Below are 20,232 nucleotides of genomic sequence, written 5' to 3'. Positions count from 1 at the left end.
TCAATAAAAAAGCAGACCTCGGTCTGCTTTTTTTATGCTTGTGCACTCAGATTAAATTACCCGAGAGAACCGAGTCGCGTTAATCTGTTTTTGTAAATGAGCATCAAAACACATACAAATGATACGAATAAACAAATTGCCGCGTGCTGTGACGGTTATTAAGTCTGCATTGATAGTTACCATGCCATCTGCTATTAGCGGCTCAAGAGCTTGCAGTGAGCTGGCAAAGTAATCTTTAAAGTCGAGTTGATAGCTATTAGCAATACTTTGCATATTCAGTTCAAAGTGGCAAATAAGCTGTTTTATCACATCAGCGCGAATAACGTCATCATTATCAAGTTTCATACCTTTGCTGATTGCACTGCCAAGCTGATTATCAATCGCGTGATAGTAATGCTTTAACTCTTTTTGATTTTGCAAAATAGCAGTGCCAATTTGTGAAATTGATGACACCCCTAAACCCAGTAAATCACAGTCACCATGAGTGGTGTAGCCTTGAAAATTACGATGTAATTGCTGACTATTTTGTGCAATAGCTAACTCATTACTGGTTTTTGCAAAGTGATCCATACCAATAAACTGATAACCTGCGTTACTCATTTGTTCTAAGGTATTCTTAAACATGGTGAGCTTATCGTGAGCGCTAGGTAAATCTGCATCCTTAATTTTTCGCTGAGCGGCAAAGCGATCCGGTAAGTGCGCGTAATTAAATACCGATACACGATCAGGACTAAGGGCAATTAATTGCTCAATAGTCTCTTTAAAGCTCTCAGGGGTTTGCAGTGGTAAGCCATAAATCATATCTGCATTGATTGATTTGAAGCCGAGTTCACGCGCTTCACCAATCAAACTTTTTACTGCATCAGCACTTTGTGGACGGTTAACGGCAAGCTGTACATCATCATTAAAGTCTTGAATGCCAAATGATACACGGTTAAAGCCAAGGCTACGCAAGTGGCTGAGCATGTCAGTTGCCAGTGAGCGAGGGTCTATTTCAATGCCACGCTCCGCATCGGGAGCAAACTTAAAGTGCAGCTCAAGTAGCGCGATTAAACGGCTCATTTGGCTGGTTGTTAAAAAAGTGGGCGTGCCACCGCCTAAATGCAGTTGCTGTACTTGATAGCTATCAAATAGCAGCGCTTGAGCGATGATTTCTTTTTCAAGATAATCTAGGTATAAGTCAGCTTTTGATTGATGGCGGGTTATTACTTTATTACAGCCACAGTAATAGCAAAGCTGACTGCAAAACGGAATGTGGATATATAAAGATAAGCTGCGACTGTTTGATGAGTTAATTGCACTGATCAAGTCTTGTTGTTGATAGCCATCATTAAACGACAATGCTGTGGGGTAGGAGGTGTATCTTGGTCCAGACACATTGTACTTATTTATTAAGCTTTGATCCCATTTGGGTAAATTAATCATCACGCGCACCTTTTATATCATTTTCGTTAGTATAAAAAGGATGCGTCGAGGGAATATTGATCTACAACAAAAAAGAGTGCCGAAGCACTCTTTTGCTTATCAATATTGGCTTACTTAAGCTTAAACTGATTAACGGTTTTATTTAGTAAGCTGGCAAGCTCGTTAAGGTCCCTGGCTTCATCAGCAAGCTCAAGGGCATGATCTGCAGTGCTGTTCACTAAGTGATTAATTGCCGCTAAACTATTATTTATATCTTCGGCAACCACCGTTTGTTGCTCGGTTGAGGTGGCAATATGATGACTTTGATCTTGTACTTTAGTCACTGAGTCAGCAATGTTTTGCAATGCATCTAGTACTTCTTGAGTTTGCGTAACCGAGCTTTGCGCGCGCTCTTGTCCTTGTTGCATCATAGTTGAAGCTTGCTGTGCAATTTGCTGTAAGCGTGAGATCATGTTGCGAATATCATCAGTTGACTCTTGTGTGCGACTGGCCAACGAGCGAACTTCATCGGCTACGACCGCAAAGCCACGGCCTTGCTCACCAGCACGGGCGGCTTCAATTGCAGCGTTCAGCGCCAGCAAATTGGTTTGCTCGGCAATGGAGTTAATTACATCAACTACGGCGCCGATGTTACCACTTTCTTGCTCTAAGCCTGCGACCACTTTAGCGGCTTCGCCAATATGGTCAGCTAAGGCGGTCATCACGCTTTGTGCATTTTGCGAGCGAGTGGCGCCATCTGCGGTGATCTGTTGGACTTCCTCAGCTGCATTGTTGGTGTGTTGTGCATTACGGGAGATCTCCATAACTGTGGTCGCCATTTCGGTTACTGCAGCGCTAACACTATCAACTTGTTGTTTCTCTTGTTGAATTTCGTCATTAGTTTGTTGCGAAACCGATTTTAATTGTGCCGCCGCATCGGTAAGTTGTTCAGCCTGTGCTGCGGTATTAAGCATCATAACGCGTAATTTATCGATAAAGGTATTCATATGAAGAGCTAACTGGCCAACTTCATCTTTGCTATCAATAGTAATTTTTTGGGTTAAATCGCCATCTCCAGAAGCAATATCGCGCATAATATGGGTTAAGGTGATGATCGGTTGTGAGATCATCTGTGTGGCCCATAAAATCATTGCCATGATGATTAATAAAATAATAACGACCGAGCTGGTGGTGGTCATGACCGCGTCATTTACTGGCTCATCAATCATAGTGCGTGGCACTAAAATACCCACGTACCAGTTTAAATAAGGATGCTCTAATTGTAAGCGGTTATAAACCACAAAGTATTCTTGTCCTCGTAAGGTTACTTTGGCATCACCAGCGACGTTATTTTTCATTTGCTGGTTGAGCGCACTGAAGCCTTGCGTGTCGCTAAATTGTTTTTCAAGTACTTCTAAGCCTTCTTTACCGTTAGGGCCTTCATCGGTGATTGAAAGTTTATGGTTAGTACGTTTTGAGAAATGCACCACTTTTTGGTCGCCATCGAGTAAAAAGCCAAAACCTTGACCGTTAAAACGAATATCTTCGACCATTTTATTGATTTTATTCAGTTGTAAATCGACGCCACCAAAACCAATTAGTTCGCGTTGCTTATTATAAACAGGCTGTTGCACAACCGCAGAGGCATTACCTGTGGTTAAATCAACTGAAATGGGCCCGACATATAAACGGTTAATTTTTAATGCATCTTGCCACCAACCACGTTTATAAGCGTAATACGGCTGGCCATTATAGTGGGTAGTACGTTCATGCTCTTTAAAATATTCACCTGTTTTGGCGGAGGCAAAAAATGCCGAGAGAATATTTTCATCATTGCCACTAATGCGTATAAAGTCTTGATTTACTTCGTCGTAGCCTGGCGCGCCTTGGAGTGTTTGGTCGCGTTTATCCCATGCGTCAAACCAGTTAACGAGATGAGGATTATTCACAAAAGTTTCTACAACTTTGCCATATTGAGCAAAATAGCTCTGCATTGACAGCTGTTCGCTTTGTAAGTAGCTGTATGCTTCACGTTCAATACTTTGACGAGACAAGGCGGCGATATGGTTCACAAAGTAAGCCGAGGCAATAAGTAACAGCACACTGATAGTGCCACCAATTAATAACAGGATTTTTTTTCGTAATGATAGATTTCGTAACATAAGTGCACACATTCTTATTATTTAGTAGAGTAAGCACTCTTATCTAATCATATCTTTATCTTAATCGCTATTGTGTGCGATGAGAGAAGTGAACAAATTTCTATTTAATTGTAAGGGTGATGTTACGTGGCGGGTAAAAATAAAGACCAATTAATAGTATTGGGCGCAGGTTGGTTGGGTCAGCCATTGTGCTTACAACAGCTCGCAAAAGGTTGGGATGTTCAAGGCACCCATCGCAGCGCAGAGCATCAACATGCTTTTCAGCGCCAGTTAGTATTTGCAGATCAGCAATTAGCTCATCAACTAGATTTACATAATGCGTGGTGGGTGTGTGCTATACCACCACGTAGTCGCCACGCTGATAGCCATTATTTAGCCACGTTAAAATTAGCCATTGAACTGGCAGGCACCATGAATGCAAAAGGCTTTTTGTTGTGTTCATCAACGGCTGTGTATGCTCAAGATAATCTAACCTATACAGAGCAAAGTGAGATTAAAGTAAGCACTGCACGCCAACAGCCATTAATTGATGCTGAGCAACTGGTATTAAATGCGGGTGGAAAAGTACTTAGACTCGGTGGTTTAATTGGGCCAGAGCGAGAGCCTGGGCGTTTTGTGGCAGGCAAAGAACTACAAAGTTCGAGCAACCAAACCGTTAATATGGTGCAGCAACAAGATGTTATTAATGCGATTGTTACTGTGTTGGAGAATTGGCAAGTTGCAGCGTCAATTTACAATGTAGTCAACCCAGCTCATCCAACCAAAGCAGATTACTATCAGCAAAAATGCCAGCAATACGGAACAACCCCCCCTACATTTACGAGTGACGAAAGCGCCGAACGCATCATTGATGGTTCGGCTATTGAATCACTTGGTTTTAACTATCAGTTTGCTATTTAAAACGACGGTAATACGCCTTTAGGTAATAAATTACACAACTCACCTTGCTGTAATAATAAATTAGCTGCTTCGATATCTGGGCCAAAATAACGGTCTTTATCGTAGTAGCTCACTTTTGTGCGCAGTGTTGCTTTAGCTTGTTCAACTTTGGCTGATGCCTGCAATGGCTTTCTAAATTCTAACCCTTGCGCAGATGCCAACCATTCAATTGCCAGTACGCCTTGCGTGTTATCAGCCATTTCTTGCAGACGACGTGCTGCAAAAGTTGCCATAGAAACATGATCTTCTTGGTTAGCTGAAGTTGGTAAGCTATCCACAGAAGCAGGATGCGCCAATGATTTATTTTCAGACGCTAATGCTGCTGCGGTTACTTGTGCAATCATAAAGCCTGAATTAACGCCGCCGTTTTCAACTAAGAAAGGTGGCAACTTTGATAAGTTTGAATCAATGAGTAACGCAATACGACGCTCAGCTAGTGCACCAATTTCGGCAATCGCTAATGCTAAATTGTCGGCTGCCATAGCCACAGGCTCGGCGTGGAAGTTACCTCCCGAAATAATATCGCCTACATCAGCAAATACTAATGGGTTGTCGGTTACACCATTAGATTCACACAACAACACTTCGGCTGCTTGGCGAATTTGCGTTAAACACGCACCAAGTACTTGTGGCTGACAGCGTAGGCAATACGGGTCTTGTACTTTTTCACAATCCACATGAGCTTCGCTGATCTGTGAATGTTCACCGAGCATATCGCGAAACATTGCCGCGGTATCGATTTGACCAAGTTGGCCACGAATTTCATGAATACGTGCATCAAATGGCGAGCGACTTCCCATTGCTGCTTCAATACTAATTGAGCCAATCGCGCAGCTTTGTGCATATAAATCCTCAGCCCGAAATAGCCCTTGAAGCGCAAATGCGGTAGAGGCTTGAGTGCCATTTAACAAAGCCAAGCCTTCTTTAGCTGCCAGTGTTAATGGCTCAAGACCGGCTATTTTAAGACCGTCAGCAGCGCTAATGAGTTTACCTTGATAGCGCATTTCGCCTTCGCCGAGCAGTGGTAAACACATATGTGAAAGTGGCGCTAAATCGCCAGATGCACCTACCGAGCCTTTTTTTGGCACGCATGGATAGACTTGTGCAGCAAGTAACTGCATAAAGAATTCGATCACTTTTAGGCGAATGCCAGAAAAGCCACGTGATAATGAATTAATTTTCAATACCATCATCAATCGTACTGTGCTGTCATCCATATAAGCACCGATGCCCGCAGCATGGGAAAGTACAATGGATCGCTGGAGTAACTCTAATTCATGTTCAGCAATTTTAGTATTGGCGAGTAAGCCAAAACCGGTATTAATGCCATAAACCGTTCTGTGTTGATCAATCACGTCTTGCACGGTTTGTGCACTGGCTGCTATTTTTATCTCGCTATCTTTGGCGAGCGTTAACGTCACTGGTGATAAATTAATTTGGCGCAGTGTTGCTAAATCGAGCTTTCCAGGTGTTAGGGTGAGTTTAAACATGATTATTCCTTATTTAACATTGGCAGGTCGAGGCCTTGCTCGGTCGCACAATTAATTGCAATATCGTAACCTGCATCCGCGTGGCGCATAACGCCCGTTGCAGGATCATTCCATAATACGCGGCCAACCCGCGCAGCTCCTTCGTCGGTGCCATCAGCAACAATGACTACGCCAGAATGTTGGCTAAAGCCCATACCTACACCACCACCATGATGAAGTGACACCCATGTTGCACCTCCTGCGGTATTCAGTAATGCATTAAGTAATGGCCAATCTGATACTGCATCTGAGCCGTCTTTCATTGCTTCGGTTTCACGGTTTGGACTCGCAACTGAGCCTGAGTCTAAATGGTCACGGCCGATCACAATCGGTGCTTTAAGCTCACCATTTTTGACCATCTCATTAAACGCCAGCGCTAAACGAGCGCGGTCTTTTAAGCCAACCCAGCAAATACGAGCAGGTAAGCCCTGGAATTGAATACGTTCACGAGCCATATCAAGCCAGTTATGTAAGTGTTTGTCGTCAGGAATAAGCTCTTTCACTTTTGCGTCGGTTTTATAAATATCTTCAGGATCGCCTGATAATGCCACCCAACGGAATGGACCAATTCCTTCGCAAAATAATGGACGAATATAAGCTGGCACAAAACCTGGGAAATCAAAGGCATTTGTTACGCCTTCGTCAAATGCCATTTGACGAATGTTATTGCCGTAGTCAGTTGTTGCAGCACCAGCTTGTTGTAGTGCTAACATTGCGTTGACTTGCACAGCCATCGATTGCTTAGCTGCTTTGACAACCGCTTGTGGATCTTGTTCACGCATTTTAGCCGCGTGTTGCATGCTCCAACCTTGCGGTAAATAGCCATTCAACGGGTCGTGAGCAGAGGTTTGATCGGTCACTACATCGGGAGTAATAGCTCGGTTAACAAGCTCACTAAATACATCAGCGGCATTACCAAGTAAGCCGACTGACAGCGCTTCGCCTTTGCCACACGCCTCGTTGATAAGCTCCAGTGCATGATCTAAATCGGTTGCTTTAACATCCACATAGCGGGTTTTGATCCGAAAATCGATACGCGTTTCATCGCATTCAACTACGAGTGCGCTAAATCCCGCCATGGTTGCCGCAAGTGGCTGCGCGCCGCCCATACCGCCTAAGCCACCGGTTAGCACCCACTTTCCAGCAGCGTCACCATTAAAATGTTGTTTTGCCATCGCTACAAAGGTTTCGTAGGTACCTTGTACTATGCCTTGTGATCCAATGTAGATCCATGATCCCGCAGTCATTTGCCCATACATCATCAAACCAAGTTTATCGAGCTCGTTAAAATGCTCCCAATTAGCCCAGTGAGGTACTAAGTTTGAGTTGGCAATTAATACTCGCGGTGCATTACTGTGAGTTTTAAATACCCCAACAGGTTTGCCTGATTGTACGAGTAGCGTTTCGTCGTCTTCGAGTCTGTCGAGAGTTTCGATGATTTTATCAAAGCAAGGCCAATCACGCGCTGCACGACCAATCCCACCGTACACAACTAAAGCATGTGGATGTTCGGCTACTTCAGGATCTAAATTATTCATTAACATGCGCTTAGCTGCTTCGGTGAGCCAGCTCTTAGCGCTGATTTTATCGCCGTGTGGGGCGCGGATAACGCGAGATTCATCAAGTCTGTTGTTCATAGATTACTCCTGTTGTATATACAAGCTTATTGGTTTCAAAAAATACGCTGTGAAGCGCATCATTTTGATTTTTATATTCTTTCTAATGTTATTTTTTACATATTACTTTTTAAAAGTTAAATGTCCGCCTAAGCGATACTTACTACCCGGTGATACTAAACGGGCAAAACTAACAATCCCAGATGATGACCAAGTACGCCTAATCACCTGTAAGCATGGCTCTTCATGGTATAAATTAAGCCATTGGCACATTTCGCTGTTAGGCATTATTGCTTCTACCGTATGGCGCGCTTCCGTTAATGGTGCGACGCTCGATAAATATTCGTGCGGAGTTAACGCAGTAAAATCTTGTTGAAGGTAGCTTGTTGCTAGTGCAGGGTTAACAAAGCGCTCCTCAACTTGCAGTGGCTGTTCGTTTTCGTTATGCACTAATACACTGCGATACACCACGCTATCTACTTCAACACCCAGTGCAATCGCAATTGGCGCAACGGCGCTGATAGATTCAAGCACTAATACTGTACAGCTATAATTGCCGTTACGGGCCTTGACTTCATCTGCTATATTTTTGATTTCAAGCAATGATGATTGCGATTTAAAACTGGCAACGAACGTGCCTAAACCTTGACTACGAGTCAGTATACCCGCTTCGGTGAGCTCGCTTAATGCTCGGCGCGCAGTCATTCGACTAACACTAAATTGTTCTGCTAATTCATTTTCAGAAGCCACACGTTGGTTTTCAAGCCATGCGCCGCTGCGGATATTATCAACAATAAATTGCTTTATTTGTGCGAACTTAGGTGTCGTCATTTGAATTATTATGGTCTTTTAAATTTGTTATTAACTATAAGATGGCATATTTACCTTGTATATACAAGATGACTTGTTAGACTGATAAAAAATAATTTTCGGAGTTAATATGACAACAATCACTGCAAATGATCCGGCTAATGACTGGGATTTATTGATCACAGATGCCAATATCGCAACTATGGATTGCAGTATTGCAGCCCCTTATGGCGCCATCGAAAATGCAGCATTGGCTATCCGCAAAGGTGTCATTGTGTGGTTGGGTAAACAAGCCGATTTACCTAAATTCGACGTATTAGCAACGCCGATGCTTTCAGCAAAAGGGCAGTGGCTAACACCTGGTTTAATTGATTGTCATACCCACTTAGTGTTTGCCGGCTCAAGAGCTGAAGAGTTTGAACAGCGTTTACAAGGTGTTAGTTACGAGCAAATAGCAGCGCAAGGTGGGGGGATCGCTAGTACGGTAGCAGCAACACGAGCTGCGGATCATGAGGCTTTATTTGTGCTCGCGAAGGATCGTCTCAATGCCCTCTATGCCGAGGGAGTGAGTACCGTTGAGATCAAATCTGGTTACGGACTTGATTGCGAAAATGAAGTTAAAATCCTCGAAGTGGCACGTTTGTTAGGTGAAAATCACCCGATTGATGTAAAAACGACATTTTTGGGGGCGCATGCCCTACCTTTGGAATATAAAGGTCGCAGTGATGAGTATATCGATCTGGTTTGTAATGAGATGCTTGAGCAAGTGGTCACTGCAAATTTAGCCGATGCTGTCGATGTGTTTTGCGAAAATGTTGGTTTTAGTAATGAGCAAACTCGCCGAGTTTTTAATGCCGCAAAAAAACATAATTTGCCAGTGAAATGTCATGCTGAACAGCTTTCAAATCAGCAAGGAGCACAATTAGTCGCTGAATTTAATGGGTTATCTGCTGATCATATTGAACATTTAGATGAAGCTGGAGTAAAGGCCATGGCTGCAGCAGGCACTGTAGCGGTATTATTACCCGGGGCATTTTATTTTTTACGCGAAACCAAACAGCCGCCAATTGAGCTATTAAAGCAGTATCAAGTACCAATAGCGATTTCGACAGACTTTAATCCAGGTACATCACCCTTGTGTTCTTTGCAATTAATGATGAATATGGGGTGTACTTTATTTCGCTTAACTCCTGAAGAAACTCTCGCCGGAGTTACGCGTAATGCCGCAAAAGCATTGGGTTTAACTGATCGCGGAGTGTTAAAAGTCGGCATGCGTGCCGATATAGCTCATTGGCAAATATCCCACCCAGCACAATTAAGTTATCAATTTGGCGTGAATAAACTGTTAAATCTGTGGATTTTGGGTAGACTAAATTAGTCTGTTGTAATGTTGTACTCAAAAAATGATTTTAATTGCGCTATTAACAAATACGGGACTTGAATATTCTGCAGGGAGCGCTTTTTTAAACAATATATTGACGCCTACTTTTTTAGCCGGCGCTATTTTTATGGCGATGATCTGTGCCTTGTGCGTGGTTAAAAAGCCATTACTGCGCTTTAGCTATCTCAGCAATGGGGTACTTGGGTTGGCAGTATTAAGTGGCGGCTTTAACTTTTTGGAGTTACTATTTGCACTGAGTATTGGTTTGCATTTATGGCTGGCATTTTCGCAAAATAAGTGGACTATGCTCACTTTGAGCTGTTGCTCAGCACTCGTATTTACGGTGTGCTTAGCGGCTCATTTACTACTTGAGTTACCTCTTTATTTAATTGTACTGGCGAGCATTGTACTGGCGATGTCTGGCTATTTTGATGATGAAGAACTTGTTGCTGAGGCTGATGACGCAGCGCATATAAATCACTTTATGGAGCCTGCGCCGTTATTAAATCTTCCCGATATTAAGCAGTTACGCCAAGGCTATTACGACTGGCGTAAAAACAATCAACAACGAGCTGCGTTGGTGGTTATCCGGTTGGAGGGGTTTGCTCAGGTTAATCAGCATATTGGCCGAGACTTTGGGGATTTACTATTAGCGCAGTCTGCAAACCGTATTAAGCAGCTACTGCTTATTGAAGAAGTGATTAATTTAGCTGGGGAACAAAAATTAGCTCACCTTGGTGGCCTAAATTTTGCGTTTATATGTAATTTAGCGCAGCAAAAACATCTACATGAGCAATTAATCAATCAAATACTAGGGGCCACCTTGAAGCCGTTTAATGTGGCTAATTGCACTATTAAAGTCAATGCACGGGCCAGTTTCGTTGATTGCGATGAACAAGAAAATAGCTTTGATAATTTAATTTCGTTTGCTTACCTCGCTTTAGATAGCCACCCAAAACAACAAGTGGTGGTGTACCATCAACAAATGAGAATAGAGCAATTAGAACAGCAAGCGCGTTTGAAAGAATTAGCAAATATCGATTTTTCTAGCGAACTTGAATTGTATTTCCAACCCATCATTTGCAATCACGATGAAAAAATTGAATTTTTAGAGTTGTTACTGCGTTGGCAACATCCCAGACAAGGGATTTTATCGGCTAATCGATTTATTGATGATATACGTGTTGCAGGGCTTGCTTATCCATTAGCCACATTTGTTATTGAACGCGCCGCAGAGCTTGCAATGGCACTGCGCATGGAAGGCATAACGATGCCTTTGAGTATAAATTTATTTGGCTCTGAAATGCTAAATGAAGAATTTATCGAATTCCTTGATCACATTTTTATCGAACATCAACTACAAGCTGGCGATTTAATTGTCGAGTGTCCACTTAATCTGTTTATGAGTTTAGATGAGCAAGGTAAAGCAATGGTCGCACGCATCAATAGCATTGGTATTAAAGTCTGTGTGGATGGCCTTGGTGATAGCCCTATTTGGCTTGCTAAGTTACCAAATTTAGCCGTTGCATATGTAAAAATAGCGCCTTCATTAACAGCTGATTTCAGTCATCAAAGCCATGTTCGTAGTTTGATAAGTGGTATGGTTGATATGCATAACCAACAAAATGCGAAGGTAATTTGCGAAGGGGTAGAAACACTGGAGCAGCTTAATTTTGTAAAAAGTTTAAACGCCTATGCCGCGCAGGGTTATTACTATAGTCATCCACTTAGCAGTGTTGGCATGATCTCTTGGTTAAAACAATGGCAAATAGAGCATCCGTAATCGTTTTTTAGTTTGCTTTGGCTTGTAAATAAGCATTCACGAGAGCTGTGATTATTTGCCCTGCATCGCTCATTCCGGCCTGTATACCACATGGATGTTGGTTGGGGGCTGCTTCACATAAATGCAAGTATTGGCTGTTTACTTGACTGGCAGCTAAATGCACAAAGTGTTCGGCATCGCTAACACTAAAACCACAATTGGTATACGCACTGACGGGCATTAATGAAATGCTATCAAGATCCACTTCAACCCCAAGTGGTGCATCAATTAGATTATATAGTGCCTGCTGGCATGCTTCAGTTAAGGTTTTTTCGCGCCTAACTTGCAGCGCTTGGTAGCTATCATAACTAAATTGGGCAGCAGCTAAAGCATCAATAATTGCTTGATTGTTTTTCAGCTCGTGCATGCCAATAACATGATAATTATTTAAGTGTTGCTCGTTATATGCATAGCGAAAACCATTACCACTATGGCGGCCTTCACAGTCACGGAAATCGGCATGAGGGTCAAAGTTGATCGCGTTTATTGGGCGCTGTTTATGCTTGCTTAATGCGCGAATAATACCAAGGCAGTTATTATGGCCACCGCCAATAACGATTGGCTCTAACCCTGCAGTAAAAATTAAGCTCAGCACTTGCTCAACACGTTGATCAAGTTGGGCGCATAACTGGCGTAATTGTGTTAGTTGCTGAGGATTCTGGTTTGATAAATCGCGCGCCGCAAGAGTCAAATCGCTGATCGCGACTTCGCCTAATAACAAAACTTTTTCGTTCGCTAAAAATTGGTTATCAGGTTGATTTAAAAAGCGCTTAAGAAATGCTTGCCAGCCATCTTCGGCACCACCATTGCCTAAGTTGGCGCGTGGCCCGATATCTTCGCAAATACCTAGTAATACATACTTAATACCAAATTGCGCGGCATCGTGCATGGCTTGTAAAGGATCAACACCAGTGTCAAGTAGGGCTATTGACTGCCATGCTTTTCTTTCATTAGCGCGACTGCTACACCAAGGTTTTACAGTCGCTTCATCATAGATATGTAGGTGGTTTGACACTCGTTATTCTTCTACGATTTCCAGTTCAAGTTCTTCACCAGATAATACAATACCGGTGCTATCTGCATAGATAAAGTCGTCATCAAAGAATGATACACCAGCGAAGTTAACGCCAATGCCGTCTTCACCAGCCCCGGTGCTGTCTGCTGCAACAGGGATTGAAGCAATTGCTTGAATACCTAAATCAAGCTCTTCAAGTTCATCAACATGACGTACTGCACCGTATACCACAATGCCTTGCCAGTTATTTTCTACAGCTAGTTCAGCAAGCTCGATGTCGATTAATGCGCGACGAGTTGAACCACCCCCATCAATTAATAATACACATTCTTCGCCGTCTTGAGAGAGTATGTCGCGGATCAGTTCATTATTTTCAAAACATTTGACGGTTTTAATACGGCCACTAAAATTGTGGCGACCACCAAAGTTAATAAACATAGGTTCGAGCACATCGACCACATCGGCAAAGTGATCGCATAAATCTGAAGTGCTGTAATCCATTTTTCTATCCTTTCTAAAGATACGTGAGCTGATGTTCAGTATACCTTTCTTAAATGCAATAACAACGACTTAATAACAGTAAATTGCGCTCTTTTTAAACAATTATTGCGCTAAAACAGGAAAAGCAATATTAGTGTCTTAAAAGCGTCACTCAATTGTTATTTTCACCGCCTAAGCTGAATTTGTGTACAGAGTTTGCACAATTAAAGGAGCAAGTAATGAGTGAGAACAACATGCTAAAAAAAGTTGTCCAACTGGACCAAAGTTTGTTTTTGATGCTATTTAATGGCAATGCCCCAAAATGGTTAAAAAATTCAGCTTTAGGTTTCTCAAAAACAGGCAATGGAGGGCTTTATGTATTAATCGCTGTTGGTTTTGGCTGGCTTAGCAGTGAAGCTGAATTACGGCTTATGGCGATGACTCTATTGCTGGGCTTTTTAATTGAGCGACCCATTTATTACGTGGCTAAAAATAGTTTTGCCAGAATTCGGCCATGTGATTGTTTAGTAAAAGGCGCTTACATTACGCCCAGTGATAAATTTAGTTTACCGTCAGGGCACAGTGCTGGCGCATTTTTAGTGGCCGTTATCTTAGCGCAGTATTTCCCGCAATTCGCAGAGTTATGTTTTTTGTGGGCAACTGGGGTCGCAGCATCGCGGGTGTTACTTGGGGTACATTTTCCTGTTGATGTAGTGCTTGGTGCATTGATGGGGGGAAGCTGTGGTTTATTGGCAATCTTGATAGTGGCTACCTTATGAAAATACTTTATGGCATTCAAGGAACTGGTAATGGTCATATAACCCGAGCACGGGTGATGGCGAATGCGTTTAAGCAAATGGGGATTGCTGTAGATTATGTGTTTTCAGGGCGAGCCCAGCAGAATTACTTTGATATGGACGAGTTTACTAATTATCGCAGCTTTCGGGGGTTATCTTTTACTACTCAAAATGGTCAAGTCAATAGTTACCAAACAGTGAAAAATAGCCGTATATGCAGATTACTAAAAGATATTAAACAGTTAGATGTATCGGGTTATGATTTTGTGTTTAATGACTTTGAACCGATCACCGCATGGGCAGCAAAACGCCAAGCAGTGCCAGTCATAGGCATGAGTCATCAAGCTGCATTTTTATCACCCAAAGTACCAATGTTTGGGCATAGTTTGCTGCGCCGCTCATTCATAAAATATTATGCTCCTGCTGATACCTACTTAGGCGTGCATTGGCAACCATTTGCGCAAAATATCATTCCTCCTTTTATTGCTCATCATCAGCATGATAATCCAGTCAATGTTGACAATAAAGTATTGGTATATTTACCTTTTGAAGAACTGCGAAGTGTGATTGATTACTTACAAGAGTTTCCTGAAAAAGAATTCTATTGTTACCACCCGCAAGCACAAAATAGTTCAACCGCGAATATTCATCTACGAGCCCCTTCACGTGGTGGCTTTTTAAATGATTTAGCTAATGCCAGTGGTGTGATCGCAAATGCGGGTTTTGAGCTCTCTAGCGAAGCACTAAAATTAGGTAAAAAACTGTTATTGAAACCATTGTCAGGGCAGTTTGAACAAGACGCCAATGCACAAACATTATTAGCAATGAAAGCCGCGCACGTAATGAATTACTTAAACCCCAATGCGTTGGATGATTGGCTCAATAGTACCTCACAAAAACAGATTAATTTTCCAAGTGATCCAAAGCCATTAGTTGAGTGGTTAGCTGCAAGACAGTGGCATAACACACAGGAATTACATCAAAATTTGTGGTCTTCGGTAGGCTAAATTTAAAATCAACTGATTTTTTAAAACACTGTAGTAAAAAACAATAATAATGTAAGCCAATTGTTAGTTATTTAACTATACTATCTTGCAGTGATTTATTTTATAGGCTGTTGTTAATGAGTTTACTCCAAAATTTGACTATTAAACGTCGTTTACAAGTCAATGCATTAGTTGTTGGTCTCGCTATGGTCGTTATGTTGTGCGTCATTATTTATGAGGCACGCATTATGCTAAAACTAAATGAAACGATTCAGTATGCTGAAAAACTCGATATACATGAACTGTCAATGCGCAAGTACGAAAAAGACTTTTTGTTTTATAAACAAGAAAGCAGCTTAGAGTTATTCGATCAAGAATATGAACAGTTGCAGATTAAAATTAAAAAATTGGCTCAATTATCAGCCGAGCTTGATATTGCCACTGTGCAAGTAGAGCAATTTGCAGTACTTGCTAAGCAGTATAATGATGATTTTCAAAAGGTTGTGCAATTACAGAAGAAAATAGGCTTACACCCCAAAGATGCGCTTTATGGCGAACTGCGAGACGCAGTACATAAAGTGGAAACGTTGTTAGACAAACAAGATAACTATCATTTACTCACTTTGATGTTACAGCTTAGACGCTCTGAAAAAGATTTTATGCTGCGTTTTGACCTAAAATATTTAACTCGTTTTGAAGACGGTGTATCGGAGCTTGAGCGCCAAATTCGCAACGAAAACTTAGCTTCAAGTGACCAGTCAGAGCTGTTACGTTTACTTGCTATTTATAAAAGTAAGTTTAAATCGTTAGTTGATGAGCAAGTTGCATTAGGTCTGGATTTAGGTTCAGGTGCACTTGGTAAAATGAGAGACAGCGTTAAACAAAGTGATGATTTAGTTACTTTAATTACAACTGCAACTCAGCAGCAAGTTGAGTCTACTGCTGCAAAAACGCAAATGCTCGCAATAATAATTTTTATTGTTGCCAGCTTGCTGGTGATGATCTTGGTGTACTTTACAAGTCGTTCGATTATCGTCCCAATTGAACGGGTGTATCACACCATCAATGAAATTCGTCGAAATAATAATTTAAGACTTGTTATAGAACACAGTGGTAAAGATGAAGTAACCACCATGACAATTGATTTTAATAGTCTTATAAGTGACTTCAAAAAACTCATTTACGAAGTAAATACAGCTTTAACGACTTTAAATATTGCTACCGATCACTTATCGGAGAGCACCGCAGCAACGAGCTCGGGTATGCAAGAGCAGTTGCATGAAGCTGATATGGTTGCAACCGCCGCGACGGAAATGCAAGCCACCATTCAAGACATTTCTCATAATACCGAGGCCGCAGCCAAAAAAGCAGAATCAACTAATCAAAGTGCTCAACAGGGGCGCAAAGAAGTTGAAGCAACGGTTAAGCAGATCAATCAATTATCCGATTCACTGGGTAATGCCTCTACCGTAGTATCACAGCTTGAAAAAGACGGTGAAACTATTGGCTCAGTATTGGATGTTATTCGTGGTATCGCTGAACAAACTAATTTACTAGCACTCAATGCCGCAATCGAAGCTGCGCGCGCCGGAGAGCAAGGCCGAGGCTTTGCTGTTGTTGCTGATGAAGTGCGTTCACTTGCACAGCGTACTCAAGAGTCAACCAAAGAGATTGAGAGTATTATCTCGATTTTACAAGGGCGTACTCAAGAAGTCGTAAGCATAATGCAACGATGCCGAACACAAGGCGGCGAAAGCGCAGCACAAGCAACAAAGGCGGGTGAACTACTGAACTCTATTACCGAAGATGTGCAAACTATTATGGAAATGAGCACGCATATTGCCACCGCAATTGACGAGCAAAGCCAAGTTGCTTCTGAGGTGAATAAAAACGTCGTGCGTATTCGTGATATCGCCGAAGATGCCTCAGCTCATTCATCAAGAAATGCACAAACTAGCGAAGAAGTATCAGAGCAAGCTAGGGTACTTTACGCCGCGATAGATAAGTTTAAGGTTTAAAAACAGAAGCTAGGTTCTAGGGTTTAGGCTCTAGGAGTTAGCTGAGCTTTAAGCGCTAAGCCATAAGTTTTAAGCAGCCCTGAGTTGTTTGAAAGTTATGGCTTTTTTGTTTTCACACTTTTTTATTTTTAGGTTAAAGGTTACTCTCAGTTTTATTTCTCGACGATAAACCAGTTAATTGGAGCCTCTTTGCTAAAGTGTAATCAGTGTGCGGCTAAAAAAGATTTCAAAATACATTTTTGGATGTCAAAAATAGACATGGTTGGGTTTATCTTTCTCAGCCTTTGTTTATCTATACCCATTGGGATTGTGGCTTTCTTAGCTGAGGAGTCGCAAAGTTTTGCTCGCTTTATTGCTTTTGCCGTTCTAATTTTTGCCGCAATTAAAAAACACAAAAAAGTGGTTGCACTTTTAATCGTTGAGCTTGTTATTGACTGGGCTCTTGATAAGGCTGGAATGTATGAGTTTAACTTAATGGTTGCAACAGCATTTATCCTCACATTCATAAAAATTGGCAGTAAGGTTTATGGATTCTTTTTTCAATGTGTGAATTATAAGTTTGATTTAGACATCTTTTGTCCAAAGTGTAATAAAACATATAAAAAAGTTAGGCTACCAGAGAGCAAGTAATAGCTAACTTAAAGTAAATAGGCAAGGGCGATATCAATCTTTTTACTCTAAAGTGCAGTGCTTTAAATAATAGAAAAGTTATGATTATTTGTAGTGGCTCATATCTTATCTTACAGTTTCGATAAATAGACTTGGACTTCATCTAACTGGCATTTATGAGCAAAAGCGGACGCCGGTAAAAGTTAAACTTAGTCCTGTTTTTTGAGTAGGATCCTAATTTTGTCTGATAACATTATTAACCGCCGTTTTGATGCAAAATAACAAGCTTTGAATTTTAGCTATTTTAATTACTTGTTTACAAAGGTAATTATTGGTGGAATTATAAGAGTATATAATATAAACCGTTTTGGTGTGTTATAAGCACGGATGGATATGAGAGCACTTTATTTACTTTTATTTTTAGTTTCTATCAATGTAAGTGCTGATGCTTACTTTCCCAGCTGCTTTGAGTCCTCTACTTTTGAGAGGAATGGTAAAAAGCTATTTATTACACCAGATGATTTGTTAAACCGTCCTAATTGGGGCTTAGGTGATGGCGAACCACCAATATCAATTGGTAGTGCAACAGAAAAAGTTATGTCATTTCTTCGTGATAAATACAGTGTTGAAGAAGTGATTTTTGCATTTGTTCACCTAAAGAGCCAAGTTTGTTCAATAGACCAGGAAATGCAAATAGTTTGGTTTTACGTTTTCGCTGCTGACTCACCAATTAGTCTTGTTGGTATCTCAATGACTGGACGATTGATTGAGGCCGTAGAATGACATTTTGGAAATATGCTTCTAACAAACCAAGTCATCGGAAAATCACTCACTGGCTGCGCTAAAACGTTCGTGTGTTTTCCGCTGCTTGTGGCATTATATTTCATGAGAATTTTGCTTTCATCTATGCTATCAAAGGGGTTATATATGGATCTTGAAAAACAAATCAAAGTATTTAAAGATTTAGGCTACGAATTCGCAGAAGGTGTAACTAAAGAGCTAATTCTTCGTGATGTATATGAAATGACATGGGAAGAAGAAACGGAAAAACATATTGAAGAGAACCCTTTTTCAATTCTATATTATTTCTATGGATGGAGAGATTCTGCTGTAAAAGGACGCAATTATACAGATGATTGTATTTGGTTCGATTTAGAGTTCTTTGATTCTAGATCTGAATATAAATGGTTTATGGAAAGAATGGGAGTTATTACCCATGGTGATATGATTTTTTCAGATATAACAATAGATACAGATTCAGATGATTGGGAATGGATTGATTTTAAAGTTAACGGTATACCTAAGCGATGGAAATTGGAGAAAACGGGCATAATACCAGATCATTTTGTAGAACGTTTTTCATCTTTAAATAAAGAATTAGGTTTTTCGCGACAGTTTACCTATTACGATAATGGCGGGCAACAATGGGTCATTGATTATGCTAACAAATCAGAACAAAAAGAATTTAATGAAAAAACAGGTTTAAATAGAGAGTGGCTAGGTGAAGGAAATCATTTTAAAGCTCTTCCAGAAAGCCATGATGAAGTACCATCTAAAACTCTACAGCAAAAATTTGTGAGTATATATTCAAAGTTAGCTAGTAGATTTCAAAGTCAATAACAAAAGAAATATAACACATATGAGCCTTAACTCTGTCAATAGGCACTAGTGTTCTTTTTGACCGTCAATTCTAAATCAATAAATAAATTTGTTTACTTCGTCTGACGATGTGGCTGTTAAGGCAGTAGCTTAAGGCAGACACATATAAGCGCAACGTAATAGCCTTCACGTTATTAGCGCAGCATTTGCTTATTTTCCTCTTAAGCGCAGCGCCTCTTAACCGCTTTGTAAATAATTCACTAAATTTTTTGCACAAAGAGAAGGGAATGAACAGTAAATGAGGGAAACTTAGCGCTTAGTATTGGCATATTTAAATAATCGATAATCTAACACGAATATTACTAAGCGATTGAATCAAAATAGCAACTCCGCTATGGTTAAACCATCAATAACAATAAATTAAAAACGAGTTATCCTACAGGCTCGTTAGGATTACGAGAGTATCAATGAAACTTTTAAGCTGGATTTTACTGATATTATTTATATTATCTTATGGTGGTTCTGCATTATTTTGTTCAGGTTTTGTTGATATTATTGAGCCAAATTTTGGTGAATGTTTTAACAGTGGTGTTTCATATTTTGATTATTTTTCAAAAGGTCAGTCTCCTCTTGAAATGTTAGGTGTAAAACTAATTGCGGCATGCTTAGTAATATCATTTGTTATTGGTTTTATTTATCATAAGTTTAAAGTCAGAAAGTAACCCTAACATATATGAGCCTTAACTCAGTCAATAGGCAATAGTATTACCTTTGACGGTTTAAATTCGGTAACGGCCAACTTAAAATCAATAAACAAATTTGTTTACATCGTCTGTCGATGCAGCTGTAAGTAGCTTACGGCAATCAGACTATTTTAGGGCTTATTAAAACCTAAAACCTAGTTACCTAGAGTCTTTTCGTTACGCTTCGCTACACTCAACCAGAACCACATAGTTAACTTTAACGCCGAGCTGCGCTAACTTTCACCTTGAACCTTTTAACTCGCTAACTATACTCTCGCAAACTCGCAAACTCTCAAACTCGCAAACTCCCAAACTCGCAAAC

17 protein-coding genes are annotated in these 20,232 nt (G+C 40.8%); 10 read left to right on the top strand and 7 right to left on the bottom strand.

Features of this window, described 5'->3' with window-relative positions; all coding sequences use genetic code 11:
- Nucleotides 1-51: 51 nt before the first annotated feature.
- Both hemN and H5162_RS13485 read right to left on the bottom strand, forming a co-directional pair.
- The gene (gene hemN / locus H5162_RS13490; RefSeq protein WP_145238446.1) at nucleotides 52-1,425 is read right to left on the bottom strand and encodes an oxygen-independent coproporphyrinogen III oxidase; all 1,374 of its coding nucleotides are present in this window, start codon (nucleotides 1,423-1,425) and stop codon (nucleotides 52-54) included.
- A 110-nt stretch (nucleotides 1,426-1,535) separates the two neighbouring features.
- Entirely contained in the window at nucleotides 1,536-3,566 is a 2,031-nt protein-coding gene (locus H5162_RS13485) for a methyl-accepting chemotaxis protein (RefSeq protein ID WP_182778767.1), read from the bottom strand.
- A gap of 126 nt (nucleotides 3,567-3,692) precedes the next feature.
- Between H5162_RS13485 and H5162_RS13480 the strand changes: the two genes are divergently transcribed.
- Nucleotides 3,693-4,466: an NADP-binding protein gene (locus H5162_RS13480; protein WP_182735061.1), complete on the top strand. Its 774-nt coding sequence runs from the start codon at nucleotides 3,693-3,695 to the stop codon at nucleotides 4,464-4,466.
- Here H5162_RS13480 and hutH read toward each other — a convergent pair.
- The 3 genes from hutH to hutC form a co-directional block, all read right to left on the bottom strand.
- Nucleotides 4,463-5,995, bottom strand: a complete 1,533-nt coding sequence (hutH, locus tag H5162_RS13475; RefSeq protein WP_145238455.1) for a histidine ammonia-lyase — start codon at nucleotides 5,993-5,995, stop codon at nucleotides 4,463-4,465. The two genes, H5162_RS13480 and hutH, sit on opposite strands and share 4 nt — an antisense overlap.
- A gap of 2 nt (nucleotides 5,996-5,997) precedes the next feature.
- Nucleotides 5,998-7,671, bottom strand: a complete 1,674-nt coding sequence (hutU, locus tag H5162_RS13470; protein ID WP_182778765.1) for a urocanate hydratase — start codon at nucleotides 7,669-7,671, stop codon at nucleotides 5,998-6,000.
- Between the two features lie 102 nt (nucleotides 7,672-7,773).
- Nucleotides 7,774-8,481, bottom strand: coding sequence for a histidine utilization repressor (hutC, locus tag H5162_RS13465; protein ID WP_145238461.1), 708 nt, complete (start codon nucleotides 8,479-8,481; stop codon nucleotides 7,774-7,776).
- Between the two features lie 109 nt (nucleotides 8,482-8,590).
- On the opposite strand from hutC, the gene hutI reads away from it, so the two are divergent.
- Together hutI and H5162_RS13455 are read left to right on the top strand one after the other, a co-directional pair.
- Complete coding sequence (gene hutI / locus H5162_RS13460; protein WP_182731683.1) at nucleotides 8,591-9,838, top strand: imidazolonepropionase; 1,248 nt, start codon at nucleotides 8,591-8,593, stop codon at nucleotides 9,836-9,838.
- A gap of 130 nt (nucleotides 9,839-9,968) precedes the next feature.
- On the top strand, nucleotides 9,969-11,624 hold the full coding sequence (locus tag H5162_RS13455) for a GGDEF domain-containing phosphodiesterase (protein WP_182731700.1): 1,656 nt from the start codon (nucleotides 9,969-9,971) through the stop codon (nucleotides 11,622-11,624).
- Nucleotides 11,625-11,631: 7 nt separating this feature from the next.
- On the opposite strand, the gene H5162_RS13450 is transcribed toward H5162_RS13455, so the two are convergent.
- Nucleotides 11,632-12,678: a formimidoylglutamase gene (locus H5162_RS13450; protein WP_182778763.1), complete on the bottom strand. Its 1,047-nt coding sequence runs from the start codon at nucleotides 12,676-12,678 to the stop codon at nucleotides 11,632-11,634.
- A gap of 3 nt (nucleotides 12,679-12,681) precedes the next feature.
- Entirely contained in the window at nucleotides 12,682-13,179 is a 498-nt protein-coding gene (gene rraA / locus H5162_RS13445) for a ribonuclease E activity regulator RraA (protein WP_145238473.1), read from the bottom strand.
- Nucleotides 13,180-13,397: 218 nt separating this feature from the next.
- Between rraA and H5162_RS13440 the strand changes: the two genes are divergently transcribed.
- The 7 genes from H5162_RS13440 (at nucleotide 13,398) to H5162_RS13410 (ending at nucleotide 19,889) form a co-directional block, all read left to right on the top strand.
- Nucleotides 13,398-13,937, top strand: a complete 540-nt coding sequence (locus tag H5162_RS13440) for a phosphatase PAP2 family protein (protein WP_145238476.1) — start codon at nucleotides 13,398-13,400, stop codon at nucleotides 13,935-13,937.
- Nucleotides 13,934-14,962 (top strand): MJ1255/VC2487 family glycosyltransferase, encoded by a 1,029-nt coding sequence (locus H5162_RS13435; RefSeq protein ID WP_182735064.1) that lies wholly within the window; start codon nucleotides 13,934-13,936, stop codon nucleotides 14,960-14,962. The genes H5162_RS13440 and H5162_RS13435 overlap by 4 nt, the downstream gene beginning before the upstream one ends.
- Nucleotides 14,963-15,078: 116 nt before the next feature.
- The gene (locus tag H5162_RS13430; protein ID WP_182778761.1) at nucleotides 15,079-16,959 is read left to right on the top strand and encodes a methyl-accepting chemotaxis protein; all 1,881 of its coding nucleotides are present in this window, start codon (nucleotides 15,079-15,081) and stop codon (nucleotides 16,957-16,959) included.
- A 189-nt stretch (nucleotides 16,960-17,148) separates the two neighbouring features.
- Nucleotides 17,149-17,589, top strand: a complete 441-nt coding sequence (locus H5162_RS13425; protein WP_182735065.1) for a hypothetical protein — start codon at nucleotides 17,149-17,151, stop codon at nucleotides 17,587-17,589.
- Between the two features lie 372 nt (nucleotides 17,590-17,961).
- Nucleotides 17,962-18,351 (top strand): hypothetical protein, encoded by a 390-nt coding sequence (locus H5162_RS13420; RefSeq protein ID WP_182735066.1) that lies wholly within the window; start codon nucleotides 17,962-17,964, stop codon nucleotides 18,349-18,351.
- 144 nt (nucleotides 18,352-18,495) lie between these two features.
- Complete coding sequence (locus H5162_RS13415) at nucleotides 18,496-19,188, top strand: hypothetical protein (RefSeq protein WP_182735067.1); 693 nt, start codon at nucleotides 18,496-18,498, stop codon at nucleotides 19,186-19,188.
- 446 nt (nucleotides 19,189-19,634) lie between these two features.
- Nucleotides 19,635-19,889 carry a hypothetical protein gene (locus H5162_RS13410; protein WP_182778759.1) on the top strand — a complete coding sequence of 85 codons (255 nt, stop codon included), beginning with the start codon at nucleotides 19,635-19,637 and terminating at the stop codon, nucleotides 19,887-19,889.
- Nucleotides 19,890-20,232: the final 343 nt, after the last annotated feature.

It is taken from the genome of Pseudoalteromonas sp. SR41-8 (genome assembly GCF_014163915.1).
In the GTDB taxonomy this organism is placed as follows: Bacteria; Pseudomonadota; Gammaproteobacteria; order Enterobacterales; family Alteromonadaceae; genus Pseudoalteromonas; species Pseudoalteromonas rhizosphaerae.
Note: the sequence above shows the minus strand (reverse complement) of the source record. Positions and strands in the feature narration are given on the sequence as shown.